The organism is Vannielia litorea (assembly GCF_019801175.1).
Taxonomy (GTDB): domain Bacteria; phylum Pseudomonadota; class Alphaproteobacteria; order Rhodobacterales; family Rhodobacteraceae; genus Vannielia; species Vannielia litorea_B.
This window is the reverse complement of the sequence record NZ_JAHVJR010000001.1, coordinates 2950617-2970238: the sequence shown is the minus strand read 5'-3', so window position 1 is coordinate 2970238 and position 19622 is coordinate 2950617. Positions and strand designations below refer to the sequence as shown.

Annotated in this window: 21 protein-coding genes; 6 read left to right on the top strand and 15 right to left on the bottom strand. The window is 67.0% G+C overall.

Translation table 11 applies throughout. The features are described from left to right. Positions 1 to 112 precede the first annotated feature (112 nt). Complete coding sequence (locus KUV38_RS14545; RefSeq protein WP_222470734.1) at positions 113 to 514, top strand: response regulator transcription factor; 402 nt, start codon at positions 113 to 115, stop codon at positions 512 to 514. A gap of 84 nt (positions 515 to 598) precedes the next feature. After that, positions 599 to 2311: a thiamine pyrophosphate-binding protein gene (locus KUV38_RS14540; protein WP_222470733.1), complete on the top strand. Its 1713-nt coding sequence runs from the start codon at positions 599 to 601 to the stop codon at positions 2309 to 2311. 31 nt (positions 2312 to 2342) lie between these two features. Here the strand turns inward: KUV38_RS14540 and KUV38_RS14535 are convergent, their stop codons facing one another. From KUV38_RS14535 to KUV38_RS14495, 9 genes are read right to left on the bottom strand one after another with little or no spacing between them, the layout of a single operon-like run. Continuing rightward, positions 2343 to 2858, bottom strand: a complete 516-nt coding sequence (locus KUV38_RS14535) for a flagellar basal body-associated FliL family protein (RefSeq protein ID WP_222470732.1) — start codon at positions 2856 to 2858, stop codon at positions 2343 to 2345. A gap of 26 nt (positions 2859 to 2884) precedes the next feature. Continuing rightward, positions 2885 to 3616 (bottom strand): flagellar basal body L-ring protein FlgH, encoded by a 732-nt coding sequence (flgH, locus tag KUV38_RS14530; protein WP_222470731.1) that lies wholly within the window; start codon positions 3614 to 3616, stop codon positions 2885 to 2887. Continuing rightward, positions 3616 to 4068: a flagellar basal body P-ring formation chaperone FlgA gene (flgA, locus tag KUV38_RS14525; RefSeq protein ID WP_315898633.1), complete on the bottom strand. Its 453-nt coding sequence runs from the start codon at positions 4066 to 4068 to the stop codon at positions 3616 to 3618. The genes flgH and flgA overlap by 1 nt, the downstream gene beginning before the upstream one ends. Next, complete coding sequence (gene flgG, locus KUV38_RS14520) at positions 4068 to 4853, bottom strand: flagellar basal-body rod protein FlgG (protein ID WP_222470730.1); 786 nt, start codon at positions 4851 to 4853, stop codon at positions 4068 to 4070. Before flgG ends, flgA begins: the two co-directional genes overlap by 1 nt. 12 nt (positions 4854 to 4865) lie before the next feature. Then, positions 4866 to 5579 (bottom strand): flagellar hook-basal body complex protein, encoded by a 714-nt coding sequence (locus KUV38_RS14515; protein ID WP_222470729.1) that lies wholly within the window; start codon positions 5577 to 5579, stop codon positions 4866 to 4868. Between the two features lie 4 nt (positions 5580 to 5583). Continuing rightward, complete coding sequence (locus KUV38_RS14510) at positions 5584 to 5850, bottom strand: flagellar biosynthetic protein FliQ (RefSeq protein WP_222470728.1); 267 nt, start codon at positions 5848 to 5850, stop codon at positions 5584 to 5586. Positions 5851 to 5853: 3 nt separating this feature from the next. After that, a complete protein-coding gene (fliE, locus tag KUV38_RS14505) occupies positions 5854 to 6144 on the bottom strand; it encodes a flagellar hook-basal body complex protein FliE (RefSeq protein ID WP_222470727.1) in 291 nt (96 codons plus the stop codon). Between the two features lie 20 nt (positions 6145 to 6164). Continuing rightward, complete coding sequence (flgC, locus tag KUV38_RS14500) at positions 6165 to 6557, bottom strand: flagellar basal body rod protein FlgC (RefSeq protein ID WP_222470726.1); 393 nt, start codon at positions 6555 to 6557, stop codon at positions 6165 to 6167. Positions 6558 to 6566: 9 nt separating this feature from the next. Further along, a complete protein-coding gene (locus KUV38_RS14495; protein ID WP_222470725.1) occupies positions 6567 to 6953 on the bottom strand; it encodes a FlgB family protein in 387 nt (128 codons plus the stop codon). Positions 6954 to 7050: 97 nt separating this feature from the next. On the opposite strand from KUV38_RS14495, the gene KUV38_RS14490 reads away from it, so the two are divergent. Next, positions 7051 to 8370, top strand: coding sequence for a FliI/YscN family ATPase (locus KUV38_RS14490; RefSeq protein ID WP_222470724.1), 1320 nt, complete (start codon positions 7051 to 7053; stop codon positions 8368 to 8370). A gap of 60 nt (positions 8371 to 8430) precedes the next feature. Here the strand turns inward: KUV38_RS14490 and KUV38_RS14485 are convergent, their stop codons facing one another. Then, complete coding sequence (locus KUV38_RS14485) at positions 8431 to 8772, bottom strand: hypothetical protein (protein WP_222470723.1); 342 nt, start codon at positions 8770 to 8772, stop codon at positions 8431 to 8433. Positions 8773 to 9083: 311 nt separating this feature from the next. On the opposite strand from KUV38_RS14485, the gene KUV38_RS14480 reads away from it, so the two are divergent. After that, positions 9084 to 9536, top strand: a complete 453-nt coding sequence (locus KUV38_RS14480) for a GbsR/MarR family transcriptional regulator (protein ID WP_222470722.1) — start codon at positions 9084 to 9086, stop codon at positions 9534 to 9536. Between the two features lie 104 nt (positions 9537 to 9640). Then, complete coding sequence (locus KUV38_RS14475) at positions 9641 to 11155, top strand: catalase (RefSeq protein ID WP_222470721.1); 1515 nt, start codon at positions 9641 to 9643, stop codon at positions 11153 to 11155. A 42-nt stretch (positions 11156 to 11197) separates the two neighbouring features. Here the strand turns inward: KUV38_RS14475 and smc are convergent, their stop codons facing one another. After that, positions 11198 to 14656, bottom strand: coding sequence for a chromosome segregation protein SMC (gene smc, locus KUV38_RS14470; protein WP_222470720.1), 3459 nt, complete (start codon positions 14654 to 14656; stop codon positions 11198 to 11200). 172 nt (positions 14657 to 14828) lie between these two features. Between smc and KUV38_RS14465 the strand changes: the two genes are divergently transcribed. Beyond that, positions 14829 to 15287, top strand: coding sequence for a GNAT family N-acetyltransferase (locus KUV38_RS14465; RefSeq protein ID WP_222470719.1), 459 nt, complete (start codon positions 14829 to 14831; stop codon positions 15285 to 15287). Here the strand turns inward: KUV38_RS14465 and KUV38_RS14460 are convergent. From KUV38_RS14460 to flhA, 4 genes are read right to left on the bottom strand one after another with little or no spacing between them, the layout of a single operon-like run. Next, positions 15282 to 15635, bottom strand: a complete 354-nt coding sequence (locus tag KUV38_RS14460) for a hypothetical protein (protein WP_222470718.1) — start codon at positions 15633 to 15635, stop codon at positions 15282 to 15284. The two genes, KUV38_RS14465 and KUV38_RS14460, sit on opposite strands and share 6 nt — an antisense overlap. Then, positions 15632 to 16735: a flagellar biosynthesis protein FlhB gene (locus KUV38_RS14455; RefSeq protein ID WP_222470717.1), complete on the bottom strand. Its 1104-nt coding sequence runs from the start codon at positions 16733 to 16735 to the stop codon at positions 15632 to 15634. Before KUV38_RS14455 ends, KUV38_RS14460 begins: the two co-directional genes overlap by 4 nt. A 3-nt stretch (positions 16736 to 16738) precedes the next feature. Then, the gene (locus KUV38_RS14450) at positions 16739 to 17512 is read right to left on the bottom strand and encodes a flagellar biosynthetic protein FliR (protein ID WP_222470716.1); all 774 of its coding nucleotides are present in this window, start codon (positions 17510 to 17512) and stop codon (positions 16739 to 16741) included. Positions 17513 to 17536: 24 nt separating this feature from the next. After that, positions 17537 to 19621 (bottom strand): flagellar biosynthesis protein FlhA, encoded by a 2085-nt coding sequence (gene flhA / locus KUV38_RS14445; RefSeq protein WP_222470715.1) that lies wholly within the window; start codon positions 19619 to 19621, stop codon positions 17537 to 17539. Between the last annotated feature and the right edge of the window lies 1 nt (position 19622).

Genomic DNA, 19622 nt, shown 5'->3' with positions numbered 1-19622 from the left:
GGGAATCGCGTTAACCATTATGTCCAATGTGTTAACGTGCGTTTAGGTATTCTGGCCCATAGTGGGCTGAGGGGGCGTTGCGTCCGGAACCTTCCGGTCAGCGAGGCGTGGTGTGAAAGTCTTGATCGTGGAAAGCGACGAGGAGCTCGGAGGATTCTGGGCTCGGCATCTGGAGCGGCAAGGCTGCCAGGTGACGCTCGTTGGCGGCCAGGGCGATGCGGTGGATGTGCTGCGCCACGGCGAGGCCAAGGTGATCGTGCTGAACCTCGTGCTGGCCGAGGGCAGCGCGCTGGCGGTGGCCGATTTTGCCGCCTACCGCAGGCCCGAGACCAAGGTGATCTTCGTCACCGACACCAGCTTCTTCTCGGACGGGTCGATCTTTTCGATCGCATCCAATGCCTGCGCCTTCCTGCGCACGGGCACCCCGGTCGACGACCTCGCCGCGATGGTTGAGTACCACGGTGGCGGATTCACCCCGGCGGCGACCGGAACCGACGGCGCGCTGACTCACTGACCCCACAGCAGAAAATAGTCGGGCCGGAGGCTTGCCGGGGCCGCGCGAATGGCACAGGCTGAGACGAATCCCCGGGGCCGCCAGATGAAGACCGTCGTGCCACTAAAAACGCCCAAACCTTCCGCCGCGCCGCGGGCCGCTGAGCTTCGGCATGGCGGGCAGGTGCTTGTCGACCAACTCGCCATCCGTGGCATCGAACGCGTGTTCTCGGTGCCGGGAGAGAGCTTTTTGCCGGTGCTCGACGGGCTCGTGGACTCCGGCATCAAGAACATCGTCTGCCGCCAGGAAGGTGGCGCGGCGATGATGGCCGAGGCCGAGGGCAAGATGACCGGCGAGCCCGGCGTGCTCTTCGTGACCCGCGGGCCGGGAGCGGCCAATGCCTCTGCCGGGCTGCATGTGGCCAAGCACGACAGCACGCCAATGGTGGTGTTCGTCGGGCAGGTGCCGCGCGAGCAGCGCGACCGCGACGCCTTTCAGGAAGTCGACATGAAGGCCTTTCTGGCCCCCGTCGCCAAGTGGACGGCGGAGGTGGATGACGCCGCGCGCCTGCCGGAATACATCGACCGCGCCTTCCGCCTGTCGATGTCGGGCCGTCCGGGGCCGGTGGTGCTTTCGCTCCCCGAGGACATGCTGCACGACAAGGTCAACGTGGCCGACCGCCCGGATGACTCCTTTTTCACCTCGCCGGAAGGCTCGAATTTTGCCGAGCTGGTGATCCACCAGATCGAGCGGTCGCACCGGCCGCTACTGATCGCGGGCGGGCCGGGCTGGAGTGCCGAGGCCTCCGCCAACCTCGCCCGCTTTGCCGAGGCGATGGATCTGCCCGTCGCGGTGCCGTTCCGGCGGCAGGATTACATGGACAACCGGCACCCCAATTACATCGGCGATCTCGGCGTGGGCATGAGCCCGGGCCTTGCCGATGCCGTGCGACAGGCCGATTTGATCGTGGCGCTGGGCACCCGGCTGGGCGATGTGACGATGGGCGGCTACAAGCTGCTCGACGTGGCCGCGCCGCACAAGCGGATCATCCACGTTCACCCCGATCCGGACGAGATCGGCAAGGTCTACCCGGTGCAGCTGCCCTTCGTCGCGGAGGCGCCGGTGGTGCTGGCCAAGCTCGCCCGCTCCGTGCGCCCGCGCGGCGACAAGCGGCAGTGGACGGCCGATTACCGCGCTGCCTATGAAAAGTGGATCCGGCCGAAGGAGACCCCCGGCGCACTGAAGCTGGAGCAGGTGATTCACTGGCTTTCGGAGAACCTGCCCGACGATGCGGTGCTGACCAATGGCGCCGGCAACTATGCCGCCTGGTTGCATCGCTACTACCAGTTCAAGCGTTACGGCACCCAGCTTGCGCCGACTTCCGGCTCGATGGGCTATGGCCTGCCCGCCGCCATTGCCGCCAAGCTGCGCCATCCCGAGCGGGTGGTGGTGGCACTGGCGGGAGATGGCTGTTTTCAGATGACCTGCAACGAGCTCTCGACCGCGATGCAACATGGCGCCGCGCCGATCGTTCTGGTGGTCAACAACGGGCGCTATGGCACGATCCGGATGCATCAGGAAAAGACCTTCCCCGGGCGCGTCTCGGGCACCGACCTGGCCAACCCGGATTTCGTGGCGCTGGTGCAGGCCTATGGCGGGTTTGGCGAGCGGGTGGAGCGGACGGAAGACTTTGCCGGGGCCTTCGTTCGGGCGCAGGCCAGCGGGCGGCTCGCGGTGCTGGAGCTGGTGGTGGACCCTGAGGCGCTCTCTGCCGGGATGACCCTGAGCGAAACCCGCGAGGTGGGCGAGCGGCGCTGAGCCGCGCGGGCCCTGCGCCAGCTTCCGGCGGTCAGTTGTCTTGCCGGACGATGTCGATGATGAGCACATCCGTCAGCGTGGCGCCGAGCACCTTGCGGCCAATCTCCTCAAGCGCTTCGGAGAGGTGGCGCATCTTGGTGCCGGTGGTGAAGTTGCCAGAGAACCCGCCAGAGTTGGCGTGGTCGAAGAGCACCTGCAGGAAGCTGTCGCGCAGCTTGGGTTCTCGGGCATAGACGGTTTCGCGCTGGCCGAGCTCGACTTCGAGGCTGAGGCTGAGCACCACCATCGAGGCCACGCGCCCCTCCTCGACGATAGGCACGATGAACTGGTTGTTCAGCTTCACGTATTCCTTGTTCGGGTCGGCCTCCTCGCCGGTGGTGTCCTTTGGCTCCGGCGCGGCGACCGGGTGGCTCTCGACCATCTCGCCCTCCTCGCCGCAGGGGTTCATCACCACCTCCTCGGGCGGCGGGCGGAGCATCATGCCCGCGCCTGCGCCCGCGCCGATGCCGATGGCGGCGAGGATGAGGATGAGGAGGATAGACTTCATGGGGCTGTCTCCGGTGTGGGCGCGGATCAGAAGGGCAGGACGATGTCGGCCACCTGCTGGCCGTAGCGCGGCTGCTGCACATCGGTGATCTGGCCACGACCGCCGTAGGAAATGCGGGCACCTGCGATCTTGTCATAGGTGATCTCGTTCTGGCGGGTGATATCCTCTGGGCGGACGTAGCCGGTGACCAGAAGCTCGCGCAGCTCGAAGTTCACCCGCACCTCCTGGCTGCCCTGAATGCGCAGGATGCCGTTGGACATTTCCTCCACGATGGTCGCCGCGATGCGCAGTTCCAGCTGCTCGTTCCGGCTCACAGACCCGTTGCCTGAGAAGGTGGAGGAGGAGTTCGTTGAAACCGCATCGGCGGTGCTGGCGCCTTCGGGCAAGCGCTCGTCGATCCGCTGGGGGATGCCGAAGAGCGAGGGGACGCCCATGCTCTCGGAGCCGTTGCGGGAGCGGCCGGTGGCGTTAGAGATGGAGGCGCTGTCGTCGATCTCGATCACCACGGTGAGGATATCGCCGCGCCGCACGGCCCGCCTGTCACCCAGCAGGGACTTGCGGTTGCGGCTCCAGAGCGAGGCCTGCTCGGCGCCGCGCTTGTCGTCGAGCACGTCGGGCAGGGGCACGGAGGCCATGGCGCGATACTCATAGCTCTTTTCGGTCGGCTCGAAGTCGGGGGCCTTGCCCACGTTTTGCAGACGCGAGCAGCCGGTGAGCGCGAGTAGCGCGGTGAGCAGGATAAGGGCGGTGCGGGTCATCAGAAGTCCTCCAGGTCGTGCAGCATTCGGGCGCTTGGGCCCACGATGACGCGCCCCGCCTCGTCGACCTGTCCGGTGACGGTGCTGCGGGATGCGAGGTTCATGACTCTCAGCATGTCGCCCAGGCCGCCGCGCCCCAGCGCCCGCGCCTCGGTGGCGATGAGCAGGCCGGAGCGGCGGTAGACGAGGGTGACGATCTGGTTGCGCTCGACCAGTGCGGGCGGACCCAGCTCGGCGGCGCGGATCGGGCGACCGGGGTAGAGGACGACGCGGGATTCGAGCCCGACGGCCTCATCGACGGCCACCACCGCGCCGGCCGCCGTGCCCTCGCGCAGGAGCACATCGCGGGGCTCCAGCAGGGTGCCCGCCGGGATCATCCGGGCGGCCACCAGCATCTCGGCCCGGAGCGGGCTGGCTAGAAGCGACAGAAGGGCGAGGAGGCGAAGCATCATTAGCGGATCTGGGTGGTGGCGCCGAGCATCTGGTCGGCGGCGGTGATGACCTTGGCGTTCAGCTCGTAGCCGCGCTGGGCGGTGATCAGATCGGTGATCTCCTTCACCGCATCGACGGAGCTATCCTCCAAATAGCCTTGCCGGACGGTCCCGAGCCCCTGTTCGCCGGGGGTGGCCACCAGCGGCGGGCCGGAGGCCTCGGTCTCGAGGAAGAGGTTGGAGCCCATCGCTTCGAGCCCCTTCACGTTGGAGAAGTCGGCGAGGGTGAACTGGCCGAGAAGCTGGGGCGCGACCTGGTCGTTGAAATAGGCGTAGATCTCGCCGTCGGCGTTGATGGAGATGGCGCGGGCATCCTCGGGGATTGTGATGTCGGGCACCACGCCGTAGCCGTCGGCGGTGACGATGAGGCCATCGGCCGAGCGCTTCAGGGCGCCGTCTCGGGTGTAGGCGGAGAGGCCGGAGGGCAGAGTGACCTCGAAGTAGCCGTTTCCCTCTATCGCCACGTCGAGATCACCCCCGGTGGCGCCGAGCGAGCCCTGCTGGACGTTCATGCTGACTGCGGAGGGCCGCACGCCGAGGCCGATCTGCACGCCGGTCGGCAGGATGGTGCCATCATTTGCGTTGATCGCGCCGGGCCGGGCGAGCTGGCGGTAGTGCAGATCGGCGAAATCGGCGCGGCGGGCGTTGTAGCCGGTGGTGCTCATATTCGCGAGATTGTTGGAGATGACATCGACGCGCATCTGCTGCGCGCTCATGCCGGTGGCGGCGATTTTCAGGGCCTGCATGGGCTTGCCTCCTTAGCGTGTCAGGGTCTGGATGACGGAATCCTTGCGCTCGGACTCCTTCTCCAGAAATTTCTGGCCCAGCTCATAGGTGCGCTGGACCTCGATCATCCGGGCGATCTCGAGGATCGGATCAACGTTGCTCTCTTCAACGAAGCCTTGCAGCACGCGGGCGTTCTCGGCGGGCAGCACGGCGCCGCCGGGGTTGAAGAGGGTGCCGCCCTGGCGGGTCATGGCGGTGTAATCCTCCGGCACAACCACGCCGATCTGGGTGAGTGGGGTGCCATCGGCGGAGAGGGTGCCATCGGGCGAGAGGCTGATGGAGCGCACGCCAGGCGGAGCGAAAACGGGCGCGCCGCCGGCATCGAGCAGGAAATGGCCATCGCCGTTCATCAACTCGCCTGCCGGGCCGGGGGTGTAGCTGCCAGAACGGGTGAGGCGCAGGCCCTCGGGCGTTTCGATCTGGAAGAAACCCTCGCCCTCGATGGCAAAATCGAAGGTGCCGCCGGTCTGGGAGAGGACGCCTTGAGACAGGTCGGTGTTGCGCACGCGGGCGGTGCCCATGGAGACCGAGCCCGAGGGGCCATCGGCGGCGCGGACCCATTCGGAAAAGATCACCCCCTCGCGGCGGAAGCCGGTGGTGGAGAGGTTGGCGAGGTTGTTCGCGACCGCGCGCATCTCGTTCATCAGCCCGGTCTGGCGGGAGAGGGTCACGTATCCGGTGCTCATGGGGTCATCCTCCGGCGATTAGCGGCACGAGGGTGGATTGGAAGAAGCTGACGAGGCTTTCGGTCATGAACCCCATGGTCAGCCAGAAGACGGCGAGGATGGCGGCGAGCTTGGGCACGAAGGTGAGGGTCATCTCCTGCACCGAGGTGAGCGCCTGGACGAGGCCGATGGCCACGCCCGCGACGAGTGCCACGATGAGGATGGGCAGCGCGATGATGACGCCGACCCAGAGCCCCTCGCGGAGCGTGTCGTAAAAGCCCGCCGCCTCCATTGATCACACAGGCATCCGCAGGATTTCCTGATAGGCCTCCACGACCTTGTCGCGCACCGTGACGGCGGTTTCGACCGCCAGCTCGGCTTCGGCCAATGCCTGAACGAGGGCGTGAGGATCGGCTTTGCCGACCATCGCGTCCTGCGCCACCTGCTCCGCGTTCGAGAGCATGGAGGCGAAGTCCTGGGCCACGCGGGCGAAGCCTTCGCCGCCCGACTGAGTGCTCTCTTTCGGAGCGGTGGCCGGCTTGGCTCCTTCGTAGAGCCGAGCCACCTGGGACAGTTTGATATCCATTCTGGATCTCCTTTAACCTGCTATTTTCGCAGTATTTCCAAAAGGCTCCGGGTCATCTGCCGGGCCTGATCAAACATTTTGAGGTTGGCCTCGTAGCTGCGCTGGGCCTCGCGGGCATCGGCGATCTCGATCACGAGGTCGACGTTGGAGCCGCGGTAGAAGCCCGCCTCATCGGCCATCGGGTGCGAGGGGTCGAAGACCTCGGGAAGCTCGGTGTCATCGAGCCGGACCGGCGCGGCCTCGACCTCGCCGGTCATCCGGCCGCCCTGCATCACCTCGCGGAACGGGGTCAGCTTGCGGTGGTAGCCGGGGGTATCGGCGTTGGCGATGTTCTCCGACACGTGGCGCAGGCGCGAGCTTTGCGCGGCCATGCCGCTGGCGGAGACGGAGAAACTGGACAGAAGATCGCTCATGTTGCCCCCTTACCTGCGGCCGAGCGTGGTGCGGAGGATGCCGAGCGTGGTGCGGTAGACCGAAAGCGCCATCTCGTGCTGGGTGCGGATCTCGGCCGATTTCACCATCTGGCTCTCGATCGAAACGGTGTTGCCGTTGGGGTCGCCATCGATGCCGCGCTCCACATGGGGGCGCAGGGCGGGCGGTGGCGTGCTGTCGGCGATATGGCCCGCGCGGGTGCTGCGCAGGGCCAGCCCAGACGAGGCACGGTAACTCTCGCCAAAACTGGCGAGGTCGCGCGCCTTGTAGCCGGCGGTATCGGCCTGGGCGAGGTTTTGCGCCACCACGGACTGGCGGGCGGCGGAGTGCGTGGCAAGGCCACGCGCCATTGAAAGGATCTCGAGCTGATCGAACATCGGGGTTTCTCCCACGGGCTTCAACCTGGGCTTAACCCTGATTCCTTTAGAAACAGTTTCAGGCGCCCGGCTCGCGGCGCGGAATGTGGAGAATCCCATGGCCGAGACCTCTATTGCCCAACTCACCGCCGAAATTGCGGCGCTCCGGCCCTCGGCCTCGGTCGGGCGGATCAGTGCGGTAGGGCGCGGCGCGGTGGAACTCACCGGCCTGTCGGAGATCGCCGCGCTAGGCGATCAGGTCTGGCTCGGCACGCAGGGCGGGCGGCTGCGGGGCGAGATCGTGCATATCGACCGGGAGCGCGCGATGGCGCTGCCGGACGGGCCGGCCGATGGCATCCGGCTGGGCGACAAGGTGACGCTTCAGGGTGGCGACGGGCTGTTCCCTGATCTGTCGTGGCAGGGGCGGGTGATCGACCCCTATGGCCAGCCACTCGACAGGCGGGCGCTAGCGCGGGGGCCGGACCTGCGCCCACTGCGGCCCCATGCGCCGCCTGCGACACAGCGCAAGCGGCTGGGCGACCGGCTGGGCACCGGGCTGGCGGTGTTCGACACGCTGCTGCCGATCGTCCGGGGCCAGCGCCTCGGCCTTTTCGCCGGGTCGGGCGTGGGCAAATCCTCACTGCTGGGCGCACTGGGCCGGGGGCTTCAGGCCGACCGGGCGGTGATTGCCCTGGTAGGTGAGCGGGGGCGGGAGCTGCGGCACTTCATAGAAGATGTGCTGGGGCCGGAGGGGATGGCGCGCTCGGTGATCGTGGCGGCGACATCGGACCAGTCGGCCATTGCCCGGCGCCGGTGCCTCTGGACGGCGATGGCGGTGGCGGAGCACCTGCGGGACGAGGGGCACCATGTGCTTTTTCTGGCCGACTCGGTAACGCGCTTTGCCGAGGCGCACCGGGAGGTAGCGCTGGCGGCGGGGGAGCCTGCGAGCTTGCGGGGCTATCCGCCCTCGACCGCCCATATGATCATGGCGCTGGCCGAGCGGGCCGGGCCGGGGGTGGAGGGAGTGGGCGACATCACCGCGATTTTCTCTGTGCTGGTCGCCGGATCAGACATGGAGGAGCCGGTGGCCGACATCCTGCGCGGCGTGCTCGACGGCCACGTGGTGCTGGCGCGGGAGATCGCGGAACGCGGGCGCTTTCCGGCGGTGGACCTGCTGCGCTCCACCTCGCGGTCACTCCCCGAGGCGGCCAGCCCCCAGGAGAATGCGTTGATCGCCAAGGCACGGCGACGGCTGGGGGCTTATGACCGGGCGGAGCTGATGATTCAGTCGGGGCTCTATACCTCGGGCTCGGATCCGGAGATCGATGCGGCGATCCGGGTTTACGGGCAATTGGACGGGTTTCTGGCGGAGGCGAGCGCTGGCCCGGAGGAAGCATTCCGGCGGCTGCGGTCGGTGCTGGGGCCGGGGAAAGCATAGGTGATAGACATAGAAAGGGGGCCATGACGGCCCCCTTTTTGCTGCGCTGATGGGCGCGGATTACTCGGCGCGCAGTTCCTGGAACTTGGCTTCGGCAACCGGGTTGATGATGCCGCGGGCGGCAACCGCCTGCGAGGTGGCGGACACGCCGTTGTTCTGCTCGGCGTTCAGCTCGCGGAACTTGGCGGCGGCCACGTCATTGACCACGCCGTTGGCGGCATCGCCACCGAAGTAGACGCGGGATTCACCGGCGGAGTCGCCCTCGTGGGCTTTCAGCGTGGCCAGCTGCTCTTGGGTGTAGGCACCGGGCTGAACGCCGAGGGAGCGGGCGAGGCTGGCATCGCTTGCGAAGGCGGGAGCGGCGACGGCGAGAATGGCGGCTGCGAGGATGGGGGTTTTCATTGTCTTGTCTCTCTTTCGTGTGGTGCCCGTTGGTGGGCTGTTGGCGCGATGTCTTGCATCGTGATGAGCCCGATGTATGGTCTGTTTAGTATGAATCAAACAAACAGAACAAAATAATCGGATTGAACATGCTAATGCATTGAATTTGCTTGATTCAAAATTTGTCGGATGGCCCCGGGTGGCCTCCGCAGGCGCACAGGACGGGGGAACCACTAGACTTTAAGTGCGTTTAGTACTATCTGAACTTACGAGAACGACAGAAGAACAGTGACCAAGACGCATATGAATTGAAGCTCCGAAGAGGCGACCGAATGACCAAATCCATCGAAGAAATCCGTGACGAGTTCATCGAGAAGATCGGGCTGCTGATGCAATCCGACGGCCTGCCGCGCACCGCAGGGCGGGTGATGGGCGCGCTGGTTTGGGAAGGGTCTCCGGTTGCGTTCTGCGACCTTGCGACAGAGCTTCAGGTGAGCCGGGGCAGCATCAGCACGGCGACCCGCGCGCTGATCGACCGCCGGATGATCCGCCGGGTGACGAAGCCGGGCGATCGGCAGGATTACTTCCAGCTCGCCGAAAAATCCTATGAGACGATGGTGGAGGACCTGAGCCTCAAGTTCCATCGCCGCAGCGAAGAGCTTTATGCCACGCTCGATGGCGTGCCCGAGTGCGAGCCGGAAATTCGTGAGCGGGTGCGGGCCTATTCGGAAACGCTGGAGTCCGTCGCCAAGAAGATTGGCGAACTGGCGAAAGAGATGGTCTGAGCGGCCGAGGCCGCCTGCGCCACGGCCAGTCCGGCGTGGGCCGGAACCTCTGATTGGCTGGATCGTTCTGTTGGCAACGCCACCTGAACGAAAGGCAGCCCGACATGGCCAAGAAACCTTCCACCCCGCACACCACCACCGATGCCGGCATTCCGGTCCAGAGCGATGAGCATTCGCTGACCGTAGGCCGCGACGGCCCGATCGTGCTGAATGACCATTACCTGCTGGAGCAGATGGCCAACTTCAACCGCGAGCGCATCCCGGAGCGGCAACCGCATGCAAAGGGCTCGGGTGCCTTCGGGCATTTCGAAGTGACGGCGGATGTTTCGAAATACACCAAGGCGAAGGTGTTTCAGCCGGGCGCGAAGACCGACATCCTCGCCCGGTTTTCCACCGTGGCGGGCGAGCAGGGCAGCCCTGACACGTGGCGCGACCCGCGCGGCTTTGCGGTGAAGTTCTACACCGAGGAAGGCAACTTCGACATGGTGGGCAACAACACGCCCATCTTCTTCATCCGGGATCCGATGAAGTTTCAGCACTTCATCCGCAGCCAGAAACGCCGCGCGGACAACGGGTTGCGCGACCATGACATGCAGTGGGATTTCTGGACGCTGTCGCCCGAGAGCGCGCACCAGGTGGCTTACCTGATGGGCGACCGGGGCATTCCGCGGACGTGGCGGGAGATGAATGGCTATTCCTCGCACACCTACTCACTGGTGAACGCTGAGGGCGAGCGGTTTTGGGTGAAATTCCACTTTCATACCGACCAAGGCGACGGCAACGCGCACCTCACGCAGGAAGAGGCCGACAGGCTGGCGGGCACGGATGGCGACTATCACCGGGCCGACCTGTTCAACCAGATCCGCGAGGGCAACCACCCGAGCTGGACACTGAAGTGGCAGGTGATGCCGTGGGACGATGCAAAGACCTACCGGATCAACCCGTTCGACCTCACCAAGGTCTGGCCGCATGCCGATTACCCGCTGATCGAGGTCGGCAGGATGGTGCTCGATCGGAACCCGACCGATTTTCATACCCAGATCGAGCAGGCGGCTTTCGAGCCGAACAACATGGTGCCGGGCGTGGGCCTTTCGCCCGACAAGATGCTGCTGGCACGGGGATTTTCCTACGCCGATGCCCACCGCGCGCGGCTTGGGGTGAATTACAAGGAAATTCCGGTGAACAAGGCGCAATCGCCGGTGCATAGCTACTCGAAGGATGGTGCGGGGCGGACGGTGCCGGTGAGCGACCCGGTCTATGCGCCCAACACCTACGGCGGGCCCGAGGCACAGCCTCACGAGCACGAAGCCGGGCTCTGGCACAGCGACGGCGAGATGGTGCGCGAGGCCTATACGCTGCGCGAGGATGACGACGACTGGAGCCAGGCCGGAACGCTGGTGCGCGAGGTGATGGACGACGATGGCCGTGAGCGCCTGGTGAATAACGTCGCCGGGCACCTGAGCGCCGGGGTCAGCGAGAAGGTGTTGGTGCGGGCGTTCGAGTACTGGCGCAACATTGACGGTGACATTGGCGAGCGCATCGAGAAGGCCGTACGCGACAAGATCGGTGGCAAGTCGATGGCCGAAGGGATGGCCTCGGCGGAGAGTATCAAGGGGTGAGGCTTCAGGCGTGGTGGCGGGATACGTCCCGCCATTCGCCACTCAGGCCACGAGCGCTTCGGCCTTCTTGAGGTCGACCGAGACCAGTTGGCTCACGCCCTGTTCCTGCATGGTGACGCCGAAGAGGCGATCCATCCGGCTCATCGTCACCGCGTGGTGGGTGATGATGAGGAAGCGGGTATCTGTCCGCCGCGTCATCTCGTCCAGCAGGTCGCAGAACCGGGTGACGTTGGCATCGTCAAGCGGGGCATCCACCTCGTCGAGCACGCAGATCGGGGCGGGGTTGGCGAGGAAGACGGCGAAGATGAGCGCGAGCGCGGTCAGGGTCTGCTCGCCGCCTGACAGCAGGCTGAGCGTGCTGAGTTTCTTGCCCGGCGGCATGCACATGATCTCGAGGCCGGCTTCCAGCGGGTCATCTGACTCGACCAGTTCGAGCGAGGCCTCACCGCCACCGAAGAGGTGCTTGAACAGGAGGGTGAAGTTTGAGTTCACCTGTTCGAAGGCGGTCAGAAGGCGCTCGCGGCCCTCCTTGTTGAGGCCGGCGATGCCGTTGCGCAGAGCGCGGATCGCCTCTTCGAGATCGGCCTTTTCTTTCACCAACTCGTCATGCTCGGTCTGGACCTCTTTGGCGTCTTCCTCGGCGCGGAGGTTCACCGCGCCCAAAGCGTCGCGCTGGCGGCGCAGGCGGGAGAGGTCATTTTCGAGCGCATCGACACCGGGCATCTTCTCGGGGTCGGTGTCCAGGGTTTCGAGCAGTTTTGCGGGGGCGCATTCCAGCTCTTCGTGGATACGCTCCTCGGCGAGCTTCCGGGCTTCCTGCGCGGCCTCCATGCGGGCCTGTGCGGCGGCGCGCCCTTCGCGCAAATCGCCTGCGATCTTGGTGGCCTCGCGCTCCTGAGCCTGAGCCTCGCGCCATGCGCTCTCGCCGGTCGCCAGTGCGTCAGCGGCGGCTTTGCGGCGGTCTTCGGCCCCCTCAAGCGCCTCCAGAAGCTTTGCCTCGCGGGCCTCGATCTCTTCCGGCGCGGCCTCGGCCTGTTCCAGCTCGGCCTCGGTAGCGGCGTGGCGCTCCTTCAGCTCAGTGGAGCGGGTCTCTGCGTTGGTGAGGCGCTCGGTCCAGCTGGCGACTTCGCGGGCGATCTCCTGCACGCGCCGCACGCGGGCCTCGCCCATGCGGCGGATCTCATCCTGCACGGCGCGGCGGGAGAGCATGTCCTGCCGGGCGTTCTCGACGAGGCTCTTGGCAGCCTCGACGTTGCCGCGCGCCTCCTCCAGATCGCCGAGCTGAGACAGCGCAGCCTCGGCCTCGGCCAGACGGCCGCGTGCATCGGCGGCCTCATCCTCATGGCGCTTCACCGCCATCTCGGCGGCTTCGGCGCGGGTGGCGGCCATGGCGGCATCGCTCTCGGCGCGGTTCAGGGCGCGGGAGGCATCGGCGAGCGCGGTGTCGGCCTCTCGGCGGGCCTGACGGGCGGCGCGGTCGGCCTCGGTCACGCGGGCCAACTCGTCGGACAGGCTGCGGTGGGCGGAGCGTGCGCCCTCGGCGCGGGCCTCGGCCTCGTTGAGGTCGATCTTCAGCTCTTCCAGCCGGTTCAGCTGCTCCAACCGGAGGGCGGCGGCGGAGGGCGCATCTTCGGCCCCGGCGCGGAAGCCATCCCAACGCCAGAGGTCGCCCTCACGGCTCACCAGCCGCTGGCCGGGCTTCAGCTCGGCCTGCCGCGCGGCGCCCTCCTCGGGGGAGCTCACCAGCCCGACCTCGGCCATGCGGCGCTGGAGCACCTCGGGCACATGCATGTAATCGGCCAGCGGATGCAGCCCGCCGGGCAGGCCCTGCGGCGCAGGATAGGCGGGCAGGGCGGCCCAGCCGGAGGGCGCGTCGGCCTCGACGGCGGGGGCGCGAAGATCGTCGGCCAGCGCGGCGCCGAGAGCCTTTTCGTAGCCCTTGTCGACCGAGAGCATGTCGAGCACCTGCGCGCCCTCGGTGCCCTCGCGGTCGACCAGCCGGGCCAGCGCGTGCATCTCGGCGGAAAGGGTCTTGGTTTCGCCCTCGGCGGCGGAGGCGGCTGCGCGGGCTTCGGCCTCGCGCCCGGCGATATCGGCGCGGGCAGCATCGGCAGCCTCGAGCGCGGCCTCGGCCTCTTCGGCCTTGGCGCTGGCGATCTCGCTGGCCATCTGGGCCGCGCGCATCGCCTCCTCGGCGCCGGACTTGCGGCCCCGCGCCTCCTCGGCCTGCGCCCGGGCCTTGGCGGCCTCGGCCTCGCCTCGGTCGGCGGCGCTGCGGGCATCGGCCTGCATCCGCTGGGCAGATTGGTGGCGGGCGGCGAGGCGGGCAACATCCTCTGTCTTTTCAGCCAGTTGCTCCTCGATCTCGGAGAGCACGGAGGCAGCTTTGCGGGCGGCCTCGGTGGCCTGCTCCAGCTTGTCCTCGTGGCCCTCACCGGCCTTTTGCAGCTCGGTCTCCTCCCAGCCGAGGCGCTGGACGGTCTCACCGGCATCACGGTTCAGCCCGTCTTCGCGCTCCATGTCACGGGCAAGCTGGACCAGCCGGTTCTTCAGTGTGTCGATGGCGGCCTCGGCGCGCGTGGCTTCCTCACGCAACCCGCCGCGCTCGACCGAGAGCCGTTGCAGCACGGCGGCGGCAATCGCCTCTTCTTCGCGGAGTGCGGGCAGGGCGGCATCGGTCTCGCTGCGGCGCTTTTCGGCGGCCAGCACGGCGCGTTCGGCGGCGGAGGCGGCGGCAACGGTTTCGCGGTGGGCGTGGCCTGCGGCGGCCACAGCCTCATCGGCCTCTTTCCAGCGGCGGTAGAGCAGCAGGCCTTCGACCTGCCGCAACTCGGTGCCGATCTCGCGATAGCGGGCGGCCTGCCGGGCCTGCCGGGCGAGCTGTGAAAGCTGGGCGGCGAGTTGCTCGATCACGTCATCGACGCGGGCGAGGTTTTGCTCGGCGCCGTTCAGCTTGAGCTCGGCCTCGTGGCGGCGCTGGTAGAGGCCGGAAATGCCTGCCGCCTCTTCGAGAATCCGCCGCCGGTTCTTGGGCTTGGCGTTGATCAGCTCCGAGATTTGCCCCTGCCGCACCAGCGCCGGGCTGTGCGAGCCGGTGGAGGCATCGGCGAAGAGCATCTGGATGTCGCGCGCCCGCACATCCTTGGTGTTGGCCTTGTAGGCCGAGCCGGCATCGCGGGTGATGCGGCGGACGACCTCGAGCACATCGGCATCGTTGAACCCGGCGGGCGCGAGGCGCTCGGCGTTGTCGATATGGATCGAGACTTCGGCGAAGTTGCGGGCCGGGCGCGAGGCGGCACCGGCGAAGATGACATCTTCCATGCCGCCGCCGCGCATGGCGGTTGGGCGGTTCTCGCCCATGACCCAGCGCAGGGCTTCCAGCAGGTTGGACTTGCCGCAGCCGTTCGGGCCGACAACGCCGGTCAGGCCATCGGCGATGACCAGATCGGTCGGGTCGACGAAGCTCTTGAAGCCATTGAGTCTGAGCCGTGTGAAACGCACGCTGCCTGCTGCCCCGGTTGTTGTCCCCATGCCCCGTGGGGGCGATTCCCCGGGGCTGACCCATGTTTGGGGGGTGTGCTGCGTCTGTCAATCAGCATCTGGGCTGGATGTTGGTCTTATCCACAAGATATGGAGCGGGTGACGGCGGGGGAACGCCGAAACGGAGGCTGATATGCGCGAAATCGAGGTGACGGTCGGAGACCCTCGGCACCCGGAGGCGACCGCTCTGCTGAAGCAGAGCCACGCACTGATGGAACGGCTGTTTCCGCCGGAGGATAACTTCTTTCTCGACATCGACGCGCTTGCCGGTCCGGACATCGTGTTTTTTGTCGCGCAGGACGTGGGCCGGGTGGTGGGCACCGGAGCGCTGGCGGTTAAGGCGGGCTACGGCGAGGTGAAATCGATGTTCACCGACGAGGCGGCGCGGGGGCGCGGGGTGGCCGGGAAGGTGCTTGCGGCGATCGAGGCGGAGGCGCGCGCGCGCGGGCTGGGCTGGCTGCGGCTGGAGACTGGCAACCTGCTGGAGGCGGCGCATAGGGTGTATCGGGCGGCGGGGTTTACGGAGCGTGGGCCGTTCGGCGACTACCCCGATGCGGCCTCCTCGCTCTTCATGGAAAAGCGGCTCTCATAGCTTGCGGATCAGTTCCCGGCTGGCCTGCATCTGTCCGAAGGACCGGGCCAATGCCTTGCGGGCCTTGGCCGAGGCGGCGCGGGCGCGGGCGAGGTCGCGGTTGAGCACCGCCTTGCGCGCATCGGTCCAGCGCAGCCACACGTTGGTGGCCCGCGCGTGGGACGGGCTGAAGTGGACCGGGTCGGAGGCATCGGCCATCGCCTGACGGCGGGCGTTGTCGATCTCGTCGATGGCCGCGGCGAGGCGGGCCTCTTCGGCGAGGCGTTGCTTGAGCGTGCCCTGACCGGCCATGAACCGCGCCTCCATCAGCCCGGAGAGCCGCTGCATCTGCTTTCGCTTCACACTCATGGGCTGCGCCTGCGGGCATAGCTGGCCCGCGCCTTGCGGCGCATCGCCTCGGAGAAGCGGATGGCGGCTGCGACCGGGGCATAATGCTCGGGGCGGATCTCCTCCCCGATCTGGACGGTGCCGAAGAGCGCCCGCGCGGTGGGCGGATCGCGGTGGATCGGTACGCCTGCCTCCTGCGCCTTTTCGCGTATCCGCGCGGCGACCTCATCCACCCCCTTGGCCACGCAGACCGGCGCCCCCACAGACTCGCGGCTCCACTTCAGGGCGACTGCATAGTGTTGCGGGTTCACCACGATGACATCGGCCTTGGGCACCTCGCCCATCATCTGCGCCGAGGCGATTTCGATGGCCTTCTGGCGGCGCTGCTGGCGGATGTAAGGATCGCCCTCGCTCTCCTTGTGTTCGTCCTTCAGCTCTTGGTGGCTCATCCGGTTTTTGCGCATGTGCTCGGCCCGCTGCCACATGAAATCCACCGTGGCGATGGCGGCCATGATGGCCGTGACGATGAGCAGGAAATCGAGGCAGAGCCGCCCCAGCAGCGCCCCGACCTGCCCCGGCTCCAGCGCGGTGGCCGAGAGCATGTCGGGCAGGCGGCGGTCGAGGTAGGCGAAGAGCACGACCGAGATGATGGTGAGCTTGAGGAAGCTCTTGAAGAACTCGAAGAGCCCGCCGCGGCCGAACTTGTTCTTGGCGTTGGAGAGCGGCGAGATGCGGCTGAGCTTGAACTGGATCTTCTCGGGCGCGAAGGTCACCGCGCGCTGGGCAATGAGCGAGAGCAAACAGACGAGCGCGGGGATGGCGAACCACGGGGCGATGGCTGTGGCGACCTGTGCCAGCAGCCCGCCGGAGAGGGTGGCATAGCCCGGCCCGGTCATCAGCGGGGCGAGACGGTCGGCCTGGGCGAGGAGCTGGCTGCCGGTGGTGCCGAGCGCGCCCACGCTGGAGGCCCCGGCGGTGAGCATGGCCAGCAGGAGCCCGCCATAGGCAGTGGCGGTGGTGATATCGGTCGAGCGCGGAACTTCGCCCTTCTTGCGGGCGTCCTCCAGCCGCTTCTGGGTCGGCTCGTGTTGCTTTTCGCCTTCGTCGCTCTGCCCGGCCATGCGTTACCCTCCGAGCGGGACGGCGAGGTAGCGCTGCAGCGTGTCCAGCCAGAGGGAGAGCAGGTAGGGCGCGGAGAAGAACAGCAGGATGAGCCCGCCTGCGGTGATGGCGGGCGCGCCGACGAAGGCCACCATGAGCTGGGGCATGGCGCGGTTAATCACCCCGAGGGCGATGTTGTAGATCAGCGCGGCGATGATGAAGGGGGAGGCGAGCGAGAAGGCCATGCCGAAGGACGCGCCGATGCGCTCCACGCCCCAGTCCATCGCCTCGCCCGCACCGATGACCGCGCCCACTGGCAGCACTTCAAAGCTCTGGACGAAGCCCATCGCTATCTGCACATGCAGGCCCGACATGGCGGCGAGCGCGAGGCCCGAGACCACCAGCAGGTGGCCGATGGCCGGCTGCGGATCCACATCCTTGGAGGCGCCGAAAATCTGGGCGAGAGAGGTGGATTGCGCCGCCATAGAGCCCGCAACCTGGAGCGCATAGACAAAGAGCCGCAGCCCGAAGCCGAAGATCAGTCCGATGGCGGTTTCGCTGACGAGGGTAAGCGAGAGGGCGATGTCGGTGAGCGACGCGGATTGCGGTACCTCGACCATGGGCGCGACGATGGCAGTGAAGGCCAGCGCTGCGGCGAGGCGGATGCGGGCGGGCACCCCGGCCTCGCCGAAGGCCGGGATCATCATCATCGCCGCGCCGACCCGGAGGAAGACGGTGAAGCCGGTCACAATGGCGGCTTGGGAGAAGCCGAGAAGCTGGGCAAGGGCCTCGATCATGTGCGGCGGCTCATGCGGGACGGCTCATGCGGCGATGACGCCCATCAGGGCCGGGCGCGCATCCATCCCGATTTCCTCGAAGGAGAGCACCGGCGTGCCGATGCCCTTGGCCGTCAGCACGGTTTTCAGGAAGCGGCGACGGCGGGAGGTGGTGACCAGCGCGGGCGAGACCCCGCTTTCGGCCGCGTGGGATAGCTTTTCGGAGACGCCGGTTGCGAGCTTGGAGAACGCCTCTGGCGGCAGGGCGATATCCTCGGTGCCGTTGCCGCCATCGACTTGGTGGGCAAGGAATTTTTCCTCCCATTCGGGGGCGAGTTGCAGCAACGGCAGGGTGCCATCCTCCCGACGCAGCTCGGAGACCAGCTGGAAGCCGAGGCGCTGGCGGACGTGCTCGCAAATCGCCTCCGGGGCGGAATAAGTGCCGCGCGCCTCCGAGATCGCCTCGAGAATAAGGGGCAGGTTGCGGACAGAGACTTGCTCATCGAGCAGCAGCCGCATGACGGCGAGTAGTAGTTCGGTTGGCACCTTGTCGGGCACCAACTCGTCGATCAGGCGGCGGTTGGCCTCGGCGCGGACCGGATCTGAGAGGTTGGATAGCTCCTCCAGCAACCGCCGCAGTGCCTTTAGGGTGAGCAGCCGGGCGAAGTTGCGCTTGAGGACCTCCAGCAGGTGGGTGGCGAGCACCTCGGCGGAGGTGACCACGGTGGAGCCCTGAAGCGCCGCCTCTTCCCGCGCATTTTCGGAGATCCAGCGGGCCGGGGCGCCATAGACCGGCTCGTTGCAATCTTCGCCGGGGGGCAGCAGTTCGGGCGTGTCACCGGCCAGCGCGAGCACCCGGTCGGGGTGGAGCGTATTGGTGGCCTGGGTCACGCCGTGGATGCGAATGGCGTAGGTCTGCGGCTTGAGCGCGGCGTTATCCGTCAGCCGGATCTCGGGAAGGATTAGCCCGTAAGCCCCGGCCACATGGGCGCGCATGTTCTCGATCCGGGCGTCGAGGCCGGTGGCCGGGTCGAGCACCATGGCCACCAGATCGGGCGCGAACTCGACGTGGATATCGTCGAGGTCGAGCATGTCGCCGATGGATTTTCGGGCCGGTTTGGCGGCTTCCGGCGCGGGCTGCGCGGCGGCGATGGCCTCGGCCCGCAGCACACTTTGCCGTCGCCACGCGAAGATCCCGAGGGTCACCGCGCCCGCGAAGAAGGGCAGCATCGGAAGGCCGGGGACGAGGCCGAAGAGCGCCATGAGCACGGCGACCGTGGCAATCGCCGCCGGGTGCTTGCCAAGCTGGCCCACGAGGGCAAGGTCGGTCGCCCCCTTCTCGCCGCCCCGGGCCAGCAGCAGGGCGGAGGCGATGGAGATGATGACCGCCGGGATCTGGGTGACGAGCCCGTCACCCACGGTGAGGATCGCATAGGTCTGGAATGCTTCGGCCAGCGGGAGGCCATGAACTGCGGCCCCCATGATGAGCCCCATCACGAGGTTCAGCAGGGTGATCAGCAACCCGGCCACGGCATCGCCCTTCACGAATTTCGAGGCACCGTCGAGCGAGCCGAAAAAGGTAGTTTCGGCCTGCTCCAGCTCGCGCCGCGCCTTGGCCTCGGCATGGTCGATCGCGCCTGCGGACATGTCGGAATCGATGGCGAGCTGCTTGCCGGGCATGCCGTCGAGCGCGAACCGCGCGCCGACCTCGGCCATGCGGGCGGCGCCCTTGGTGATGACCATGAAGTTCACGATCATCAGCACGCCAAAGACCACGAGGCCCAGAAACACCGAGCCGCCCATGACGAACATGGCGAAACCCTCGATCACGCTGCCCGCTGCCCGGGTGCCGGTGTGACCCTCGCCGATGATCAGCTTGGTCGAGCTGACGTTGAGCGACAAGCGCAGCATGAGCGAGGCCAGCAGGATCGTCGGGAAGGACGAAAAGTCCAGCGGGCGCTCGATGAAGAGGGTGACGGTGAAGATCAGGATGGCGAGCGCGAAGCTGCCGGCAAGGCCGATGTCGAGCACCCATGAGGGCATGGGCAGGATCATCATGGTGATGACGCCCATCAATGCGAGCGCCAGCAGAATTGTGGGCTTGAAGAGATCGGCCTTGCCGAGCGCCATG